Below are 9,833 nucleotides of genomic sequence, written 5' to 3'. Positions count from 1 at the left end.
TGTGCTCGCGGCAGGCGTACTGGTAGCAGGCGCACTCGTTACCGGCGTGCTCGCGGCAGGCGTACTGGAAGCCGGCGCGCTGTCTACCGGTGTACTTGCGGCTGGTGTATTGGACACTGGCGTGCTCTCCGCCGCTACACTTGCGGCAGGTGTAGTGGTGGCCGATGTGTTGGTGACAGGAGCAGCGGAGGCAGGTGTACTGGTCACCGCTGCGCTCGCCGCCGGTGTACCGGATTCAGATGTGCTTGCCGGCGTAGCGGCCGGCGCGAGCGTGTCATGGACCAGCTTGTCGATACTCACCGCACTGACGATATCCAGGTCCACGGCGTTGCTCGTCACCACGGGGTGGAAGTCGAACAGCAGCGAATTGTCCGAAACGTTCAGGCGCGGCGCGCTGAGACTGCCGGCCGTGACCACGCCAGCCAGCTTCTGACCGTTGTTCAGCGTCGCAGCCTTGGCCACATCGACCGCCATCGCGGCGCCCGAGGCGAAGCTGGCCGCATCGGTCACCACCAGCTTGCCGTATTGGGTGGCGCTGGCCACGCCTATCGTCAGGGTCTGTCCCGCCGTCTGGACGTAGCCTGGCACGCTCAGCGTGCCGGCCGCGATCGTCGTATTGCCGCTGTAGCTCACCGTACCGAGCACGCGCAGCGTCCCCTCGCCCTGCTTGACCAGGCTGCCCGGCGCGCTGCCATCGGCAATGCCGTTGTTGAGCGTGAAGGTGAAAGCCTGAGTATCGATATTGCCCGTACCGCTGATGCGCACCGCATTGGCCAGGGTCAGACTGTCAGCGGCGGCGCGCAGGGTGGTGCCATCGCCCATGACCAGCGCGCCGCTGCCCAGCGCGGTGGACGAGGCCACGCCCAGCGTGCCGCCTTCCAGGCGGGTGCCGCCCGAATAACTGTTGTTGCCCGACAGGGTCAGGCTGCCCTCGCCGGTCTTGACCAGGCTGCCCACGTAGTCGGCATCGGTCTTCTTGCGCACGGCGTCGAGGTAGGCGGTCTGGCCGTTGTAGTTGCCCAGGGCCAGGTTGGCCGCGACGGTATTGGCATCGGTGGAGAGCATGTAGGTCAGCAATTGCTCCTTGCTCAGCAAAGGCCCGCTGCCGGACTGCTTCAGAATGGCGGCCGCCAGCGTGTTGGCGGTCACGGCCTTGTCGGCGTTCTGGAAGGCGGTATTGTCGGCCTTGCTCTTGCTGGCCTGATAGGCGGCGTTGAGTCGGGCCCGCGTCTGCACCAGCGCCAGGGCCGCATCGTAGTCACTGTCGACCTTCGCCGTGACGACCGCAGTGGCACTGTCGAGCGCCGCTTGCAATGTGGAGGGAGACAAAGCCTCCCAGGCGGCCAGTTGCGCCTTCTCTTCGCTCTTGCGCTGGATCAGCGCGGCTTCGGAAATGTCGTTGCTCCAGGTATCGGCCTTGCCTGCACCGATCCTGGCATTGAAGACGCCCAGCAACTGGCCGGGGCCGTAGAGGGCCTTGTTCAGATCCGGCAAGCCCCAGCCGAACATGGCGTTGGGAGCATCGGCCGGACCATCGCCGAGATGCTTGGCCGTAGTCAGCAGAATGGTGCGAATGGCCTGGTTGTCCAGCTCCGGATAACGCTGCATCAGCAGGCCCAGCGCGCCGGTCACGTGGGGGGCCGCCATGGAGGTGCCGGAGGCGTTGACCAGGGCGGTGTCGGAGGTAATGTTCAGGCTGGGAATGGCCGAGCCCGGTGCGGATACGCACCAGTACCTGGCCAGACCGCACTGGTTGGAAAAACTGGGCAGCGCCGAACTGGCATTGACCGCGGCCACCGCGATCCAGTTCTGCTCCAGCTCCGGCCTGAAATACGGCAACGCCGAGCGGATGTTGACGTTGGCCTTGCCGGTATTGCCGGCGGCCCAGACCATGAGCGCATTGGACTCTTGCGCGACGTCGGCTGCCGCATCCAGCCAGCTCTTCTTGCCGCCGCCCTGGAGGCGCTGGTAGGAGGCCGCCACGCCGCCGATGCTGCCGAAATCATCGCGTGAATCGGGGCTGCCCCAGCTGCTGTTGATCACGCGCACACCCGCGCTGGCGAGATTGCCGTAGGCCGCCTTGAAGTAGTTGTAGTCCACGTTCACGCCATAGACCGAACTGTCGGTGCCGTTGGTATTGGTGATGTAGTAGTCGCTGTCGAACGCCACGCCCAGGAAACCGGCGCCATTCTTGGATGCCGCGATGGTGCCGGAGACATGGCTGCCGTGCTTGTCGTTGAGGGAGCTCAGGGCACCGGTGGTGCTGAAGGCGTCACCAGCCTTCCAGGGCTGCTTGCCATCCTGGTATTGCGATCCATCGTTGGCATAGGTCCCCACGACGGCCAGCGGCGTGGCGTTGCGGCCGACGAATTCGGCATGGGTCAGCATGAGCCCCGAATCGACCGAGCCCAGCTTGATGCCCAGGCCGGTGTAGCCCGCCGCATAGGCATATTGGGCATTCATGGCGCCCAGGCCCCAGTTGGTCTTGAACTCCTTGTTGTCGGCCCAGCTGGCCACGGCCGCTGCCGCATCGGTACTGGTGCTGCCGTCATAGTTGACATAGCTCTGCGCCATCGCCGGCACGCTCAGGGCCGGGCCCAGTGTCAGCAATACGGCAGCATACAAGGCTTTTTTCTTGAAGACGGCCGGTGGCATCGGCGCGACTTGATGTAGCGACTTCTTGTTCTTCTTCATCTTCCCTTCCTAGGTCGATCGTGTGGAATTGGCCAGGAGATCGGGAATGCTTGCCCGCCCCCGCGCTGCGTGTCGTCGCCCCGGATGCCGGCTGATACCGGCTTTTTGTAGGGGCGAATTGTCGGGGGCCGACCAGGTTCTGCACATTGTCTTTTGGTGCTGTTTGCACGCAGACAATGTGCTGTTTTTAGCATCACGCCAGGGCGTGATCAGAGGAAGGAAAAGACAAAAAAGAAGCGCAAGCCAGCTCAGCCGCGCTGACCGCAACCTGCTTCAGAAACGCCAGTTGGCGCGGATCCGATAGCTCACGCTGGCCTTGAATGGCCAGGGCGGACGCGGCGTTCCGGGCACGGCCTCGGTCAGGGCGGCCAGGCCGTCGCGCTCGGCAAGGAGCTCGAAGCGACTGGCCGGATGGTGACTGCGTGGCGGCAGCGCACGCCCGCCGGAATGCAGCTGCGAGAGCACGCCTGACAATGAACGTTGACCAGGTTGGCCCGGCAGGGACAGATCCAGATCAGCCACGCCAGCGGTGCCGAAGAATGTGTCTTGCCGACGCGAAGTACCGAGCTGCAGGCCAAGATCAAAGGTCCCCGGAACCAGGCCCAGGCCCGCCGCCAGATTGACGATGCCGGCCGTGGACGCCAGGCTGTAGCTATGGCCGCTGACCCGGTGCTGGGCCCTGGCGGCCAGGCCCAGCATCAGGCCCAGCACCAGCAGCATGAGGGCATTGCGCCAATAGGAAAGGAAGATCGCCGCAACATGCGGCGCGCCATGCTTGCTCAGGTTCTCACGATTGCTCATCTGTTTGCCCACCTCGACGCTGCGGAATCGATCAGGGCAAACCACCATGCCGGATGCCCCGTCCTCGTTTTTTTTCATCCCCGGAGGGACGCTGCTCACCGCTTGTTATGTCGCGTATTGTCGGAGCACTGGGCGATTCTGGACACTGTCTTTTGGTGCAGCTTCCGTAAAGAATATGTGAATTATTTTTCGTAAGCTTACCCACCCGGAAGATGAATCTTCTGTCGCAATGGCGCAAAAAAACCGGCAGCGCATCGAGGCGCTGCCGGCGTGGGGGTGCGCTCGGGCGGATTCAGCCCGGCTGGTCGGACCAGCCCAGTCCCAGCGCCTTCTGGATGCCCACGAAGCTGCGCGTGAGATTGGCCTCGGCCTGCAACAGGTTCTGTTGCGCGGTGAGTTGCTGGCGGGTGGTATCGAGCACCTCGATGAGCGTGCCGGTACCGGCCTCATAGCGTTGCCGCGCCAGCGCCAGCGCACGGTCGGCGGAGACCTTGGTACGTGCGAGCGTGGCCACGCTGATGCGACCATAGCGCATGCGCGAGAGCGCATCCTCGGCATCGCGCAGCGCTTCGAGCACGGCCTGGCGGTACTTCATCTCGGCTTCGTCACGCACCCGTTCGGCTTGCGTGACGCGCGCCCTGGCGCGGCCAAAGTCGAGGAAATTCCAGCTCAGCATGGGGGCGCCGATGGCAGCGAAATCATCCAGGCGCGTCAGGTCCGATGGATGCGTGCCGCCCAGCCCGATGACACCAAAGAGCTTGAGGCTGGGATAGCGTGCCGCTTCGGCCTGGCCGATCCTGGCGGTATCGGCGGCCAGCGTGCGCTCGGCCGCACGCACGTCGGGCCGGCGACGCAGCAACGACACCGGATCGCCGACGGCGACCTGTTGCGGTGGCAGCGGCACCGGTGCGGTCGCGGCCAGTTCCGCATCGAGCGTGCCGGGCTCCTGCCCCAGCAGCGTGGCCAGCTGGTTGAGGTAGGCATCTCGCTCGGCCTGCAGGGGGACCAGGTCGGCGCGGCTGGCATCGAGCTGGTTCTGGACACGCAACTGATCCAGCGACGAGGCGGTGCCGCGCTGGACCCGCTGATCGGTCAGCTGCAGCATCTGCTGCTGCGCCTGCACCGCTTGCCGGCCCAGCGTCAGGCGCTGCTGGCGGTCGCGCAGGCTGATATAGGCGTTGCCCACTTCGGCGGCCAGGCTGACCTGTACATCGGCCAGCGAGGCTTGCGCGGCGTCCGCCGTCGCCGTGGCTGCCTGGACGGCGCGGCGGTGTGCACCGAAGAGATCGATCTCCCAGCTGGCATCGAAGCCCACGCTGTAGAGATTGGCGCTGGTGGCCGAGCCATTGCCGGAGCTGGAACCGCCGGTCAGCGCCCCCAGATTGGCCGGTGGCAGGCGTGCGTGCGCCGCCAGCGCCGAGGCGCCCACGCTGGGCGCGGCGTTGGCCTGCTCCAGCGCCAGCCCGGCGCGCGACTGCTGCAGGCGGGCGCGGGCCACGGCAAGATTCGGGTTGGCCTGCAAGGCGCGTTCGATGAGACTGGTGAGCTCGGCATCACCCAGGGCTTGCCACCACTGGTTGATTGGCGCGGTGGTAGTCACGGTGTCGCCGCCGCGCACGAACTGCCTGGTGTGTGCGGCTTGCGGGGCGGCCTCGGGCGGGCCGGCATAGTCCGGACCGAGGGCGCAGCCGGCCAGCAGAGCTGCCGCGGCCAGGGCGATGAGGCGCGTGGCCGGGAAGGAAGAAGAGGTCTTGTCCATGTTGTTCATCAATGAGAAGCCACCGGTGCGGCATGGGTCGGCAAGGGACGCAGGAACAGCACCAGCGGCGTCACGCACAGGATGGCCACGCCCAGCAGCCAGAACAGGTCGGCATAGGTCATGGTCAGCGCCTGGGCCTGGATGGTGCTGCCCATGAGCCGGATGGCCACATCCTGGCCGCCCAGCAGATGGCCTTGCGCAGCGATGGTGGATTGCACCAGCTCGGAATTGGCGTTGAGGCTTTCTTCCAGGCGGCGGCTGTGCAGCCACAGGCGCTGGTCCTGGATCACGGCGATGGCAGCCAGCGCCAGCGAGCCGCCAAGATTGCGCGCGGCGCTGTAGAGTCCGGAGGCATCGCCGGCCTGCGAGGGGGGCACCGAGCGGATCGCCGCCTGGTTCAGGAACAGCATCGCCAGCACGGTGCCCACCCCGCGCATGAGCTGCGAGGCCACGAAGGAGCCGCCGTAGGAGAGCGGGCTGAGGTCGGTCTCGATGAAGGCCGATGTCGCCAGCAGCAGGAAGCCCGTGCCGACGGCGATGCGGATGTCCACCAGCCGCATCAGCAAGGGCGTGAAGGGCATCATCAGGATCATCGGTACGCCCGAGAGCAGCACGATCCAGCCCGACTGCAAGGAGTTGTAGCCGGCGATGCCGGAGAGGAACTGCGGGATCACATAGGCCGTGCCATACAGCGCCACGCCCACGATCATGGCCATCATCACCACCGAGCCGAACTGGCGGTCACGCAAGAGCCGCAGCTGGATCACCGGATGGCGCGAGCGCACCTGGCCGATGGCCAGCAAGATGAAACCCAGCACGGAAGTGGCGGCCAGCCAGCGGATGTCGGGCGAGGAAAACCACTGCTCGCGCTCGCCCTCTTCGAGCACCACCGTCAGCCCGCCCAGCCCCAGCGCCAGCCCGGCAATGCCGAACCAGTCAGCCTGGCCGAACTGCTCGAACTTGGGACGCTCATAGGGGATCGCCACCAGCAGCAAGGTGATGAGGGCCGCGCCCACCGGCAGGTTGATGAAGAAGGCGTAGTGCCAGCTGACGTTCTCGGTGAGCCAGCCTCCCATCACCGGCCCCAGCACCGGCCCGAGAATGGCAGTAGCGCCGAACAGGGCATTGCCCACCGGCTGCTGCGCGCGCGGCAGCCGGGTGGCGATGATGGTCATGGCGGTCGGAATGAGCGCACCGCCCGTGAAGCCCTGCCCGACCCGCCCCACGATCATCATCGGCAGCGTGGTCGAGAGACCGCACAGCACCGAGAACATCGTGAACAGGCTGGCTGCCGTCAGCAGCAGCACGCGCAGCCCCAGCAGCCGCTCCAGCCAGGCCGACATGGGGATGATGACGATCTCGGCCACCAGATAGGCGGTGGCGATCCAGGTACCTTCGGTGCCGGAAGCACCAATCTCGCCCTGGATGGTGGGCAGCGAGGAATTGACGATGGAGATGTCCAGCGTGGCCATGAGCGCGCCCAGCGTACCGGCGGCTACTGCCAGCCAGGCAGCGGCATCGGCCTTCTCTCCCTGGACGCCCTGCCCTGGCGACGCGGCGCGCGCGGCGCTGCTCACTGCGGCTCCTTGCGGGTGGCGTTGATCTCGCTGTTGCGTTCGCGCAGATCGCGCAGTTCATCCTTGGCGGCGATGGTGTTGACCTCCACCGTCACCGACAGGCCGGCCACGAAGGCGCGGGTTTCTTCCGGGGTGGCATCGATGGCAATGCGCACCGGCACGCGCTGGACGATCTTGGTGAAGTTGCCCGTGGCGTTCTGCGGCGGCAGCAGCGAGAACTGCGCACCGGTGCCCGGCGAGAGGCTGTCCACATGACCGTGGAACTCCACGCCCGGCAAGGCATCGACCTTGATGATGGCGGGCTGGCCGATGCGCATGATGCCGATCTGCGTTTCCTTGAAGTTGGCCGAGACGTAGAAGTGTGTCGGCACCACGGTCATCATGCGCGTCCCCGGCGAGACGAACTGGCCGACCCGCACCTGCTTGTCGCCGATGCGGCCATCCACGCTGGCGCGGATCTCGGTGTAGCCGAGGTTGACGCTGGCGGCGTCATACTGCGCACGGGCGGTTTCGCCCTGGGCCTGGGCCTGGCGCACCTGCGCCTGCAGCGAGCGCACCCGCAGCTGGGCCGCATCCAGCGCCGCACGGCGCGCCGCCACGGTGCTGCGCGCCTGGGCCTGCTGGTTGCGCAGGCTGGTCAGGCGTTCGCGGGTCTCGGCGCCGGAGGCGGCCAGGGGCGTGTAGCGTTCCACTTCGGCGCTGGCGAAGCGGGCATCCTCGTCCGCCGAGGCCAGCTGTGCCTTGGCCTGGGCGATGGCGGCCTGCTGCTCGGCCAGCTGCGCCTTGGCAGCTTCCTCGCTGGCGGCGGCGGCATCGATCTGGGCCTTGGCCTGGGCCGCCTGCGCGGAATAATCACGGGCATCGATGCGTACCAGTGCTTGGCCGGCCTTGACGATCTGGTTGTCGGCCACCAGCACCTGGTCGACATAACCGGTGACCTTGGAGGAGACCGTCACGCTGTCGGCCTGGACGAAGGCATCATTGGTGCTTTCGAGATACTTGCCACGGAACTGGTAGTACAGCACCCAGGCCGCTACGATGACCAGCACCAGCAAACCCAGCGTACGCAGGATGAAACGGGCACGCGGGCTCATGCGTTTCTTGGGAGCGCTGTTCTTGTCGTTACCGGGAGAGGAGGAGTCTGGCTGGGATGGACTGGCTTCTGGTTTGCCGGGTGTGGCGTCGGTCATCTTTTTTATCCTAATATCGGGGCGCGGAAGGTTTCAAACGGAATCCATACGGTGCCAGTACAGTGTTGGTGACTGGCAATACACTTGGCCGTTGGGGAGCAATACAGTGCCAATACAGTGCCAAGACAGTGGCGATACAGCGTCAGTACGGTTGTGCGCAAACCAAGGCAATAATTAATGAGGTACCATATGATATGGTATCTGGAAAAATCATGTCTACAAGCTTTACAAACGATGACAGCAGCAGTGCCGCCGAGGCACTGCGCGACTTCTACATTCGCTCGCACCGCACGCTGGACAAGCTCATGGCCGGTGAAGGCGCCTCGCTGGCGCGCAACAAGATGCTCGGCCATATCGAGCGCAACAGCCCGGTGCGCGCGGCTGATCTGGCGACGGCCTTCGGTTTTGCGCCGCGCACCATCACCGAGGCCATCGATGCGCTGGAGCGCGACGGACTGGTCCGGCGCAGTGGCGACGCCAGCGACCGCCGGGTCAAATACATCGCTTTGACCGCATCGGGCAAGGAAGTGCTGCGGGCCTCGGAGCCGGTGAAGAAAACCTTCATCGATGGACTGTTCGCTGCCTTGAGCGAAAAGGAGATCGCCAGCTTGACCACTGTCCTGGGCAAGCTCAACCATCGATTGGCGGAACTGGAAGAAGTGTATTCCGCGCCCCCCTCTGCGACAGCCGTTGCAACGGATGAGGTACCCGCCAGGCGCGGTCGAAAGAAAAGCTGACACGGCAGAACAGACAAGAAAAACGCTCCCGCCAGGGGAGCGCCAGAACATGCGGTATGGCGAGGGGTGAGACCGCCTTCAGCGCCGGGCCATCACCGATCCGCGAAACGATCGGTGGCTGCGATGAGCTGGTCGAGAATACCGGGTTCGTTGTAGGCGTGACCGGCACTGTCGATCAAGTGCAGTTGCGAACCGGGCCAGGCCTGGTGCAGGTCCCAGGCGGACTTGGCCGGGGTGGCCAGGTCATAGCGACCCTGCACGATCACACCGGGAATGCCTTCCAGGCGCGCGGCATTGGCCAGCAGCTGGCCCTCCTCCATGAATCCCTTGTTGAAGAAGTAGTGGTTCTCGATGCGCGCAAAGGCCAGCGCGAATTGCGCATCGTTGAAGGAATCGATCAGGCCCTCATCGGCTACCAGGGTGATGGTGCTGGCTTCCCAACGGCTCCAGGCGCGCGCGGCCTGCAGCTTGGCGGCTTCGTCGTTGCCGGTCAGACGTTGGCGATAGGCATGCACCAGATTGCCGCGCTCGGCCACCGGGATCGGGGCCAGGAATTGGTCCCAGCGATCCGGCACCATCCACGAAGCTCCCTCCTGGTAGTACCAATCCAGCTCGGCCTGGCGCAACAGGAAGATGCCGCGCAGGACCAGCTCGGTCACGCGCTGTGGATGGGTCTCGGCATAGGCCAGCGCCAGCGTGCTGCCCCAGGAACCGCCGAAGACCTGCCAGCGGGCGATGCCCAGCAGTTCGCGCAGGCGTTCGATGTCGGCCACCAGGTCCCAGGTGGTATTGGCCTCGAGGTTGGCATGCGGCAGCGAGCGGCCACAGCCGCGCTGGTCGAACAGGACGATGCGGTATTTTTCCGGATTGAACAGGCGCCGGTGCGAGGGGCCGCAACCGCCACCGGGCCCGCCATGCAGGAAGACCACCGGCTTGCCCTTGGGGTTGCCGCAGACTTCCCAATAGACCTGGTGACCGTCACCAACGTCGAGCATGCCGTGCTCATGGGGTTCAATGGGGGGATAGAGGCCGCGCAGGGTGGCAGGGGCGGAAGTGGTCATCAGCAGATCCTTGG

Annotated in this window: 7 protein-coding genes; 1 reads left to right on the top strand and 6 read right to left on the bottom strand. The window is 65.4% G+C overall.

Going from position 1 to position 9,833, the window contains the following annotated elements; translation table 11 throughout:
* From HNO82_RS10140 to HNO82_RS10120, 5 genes are all read right to left on the bottom strand, one after another.
* Positions 1–2,694: S8 family peptidase (locus tag HNO82_RS10140; RefSeq protein ID WP_175343626.1), on the bottom strand; the 2,694-nt coding region annotated here is incomplete at its 3' end.
* A 273-nt stretch (positions 2,695–2,967) separates the two neighbouring features.
* Positions 2,968–3,495: a hypothetical protein gene (locus HNO82_RS10135; protein WP_175343625.1), complete on the bottom strand. Its 528-nt coding sequence runs from the start codon at positions 3,493–3,495 to the stop codon at positions 2,968–2,970.
* A gap of 292 nt (positions 3,496–3,787) precedes the next feature.
* Positions 3,788–5,263 carry an efflux transporter outer membrane subunit gene (locus tag HNO82_RS10130; RefSeq protein WP_175343624.1) on the bottom strand — a complete coding sequence of 492 codons (1,476 nt, stop codon included), beginning with the start codon at positions 5,261–5,263 and terminating at the stop codon, positions 3,788–3,790.
* Positions 5,263–6,831 carry an MDR family MFS transporter gene (locus HNO82_RS10125; protein ID WP_175343623.1) on the bottom strand — a complete coding sequence of 523 codons (1,569 nt, stop codon included), beginning with the start codon at positions 6,829–6,831 and terminating at the stop codon, positions 5,263–5,265. Before HNO82_RS10125 ends, HNO82_RS10130 begins: the two co-directional genes overlap by 1 nt.
* Positions 6,828–8,021, bottom strand: a complete 1,194-nt coding sequence (locus HNO82_RS10120) for an HlyD family secretion protein (RefSeq protein WP_175343622.1) — start codon at positions 8,019–8,021, stop codon at positions 6,828–6,830. The genes HNO82_RS10125 and HNO82_RS10120 overlap by 4 nt, the downstream gene beginning before the upstream one ends.
* A gap of 212 nt (positions 8,022–8,233) precedes the next feature.
* Between HNO82_RS10120 and HNO82_RS10115 the strand changes: the two genes are divergently transcribed.
* On the top strand, positions 8,234–8,758 hold the full coding sequence (locus tag HNO82_RS10115; RefSeq protein WP_034350741.1) for a MarR family transcriptional regulator: 525 nt from the start codon (positions 8,234–8,236) through the stop codon (positions 8,756–8,758).
* Positions 8,759–8,850: 92 nt separating this feature from the next.
* On the opposite strand, the gene pip is transcribed toward HNO82_RS10115, so the two are convergent.
* Entirely contained in the window at positions 8,851–9,819 is a 969-nt protein-coding gene (gene pip / locus HNO82_RS10110; RefSeq protein WP_175343621.1) for a prolyl aminopeptidase, read from the bottom strand.
* Between the last annotated feature and the right edge of the window lie 14 nt (positions 9,820–9,833).

It is taken from the genome of Herbaspirillum sp. C9C3, assembly GCF_013359625.1.
GTDB lineage: Bacteria > Pseudomonadota > Gammaproteobacteria > Burkholderiales > Burkholderiaceae_D > Herbaspirillum.
The sequence above is the reverse complement of the archived record's forward strand: the minus strand, read 5'-3'. Positions and strand labels throughout refer to the sequence as shown.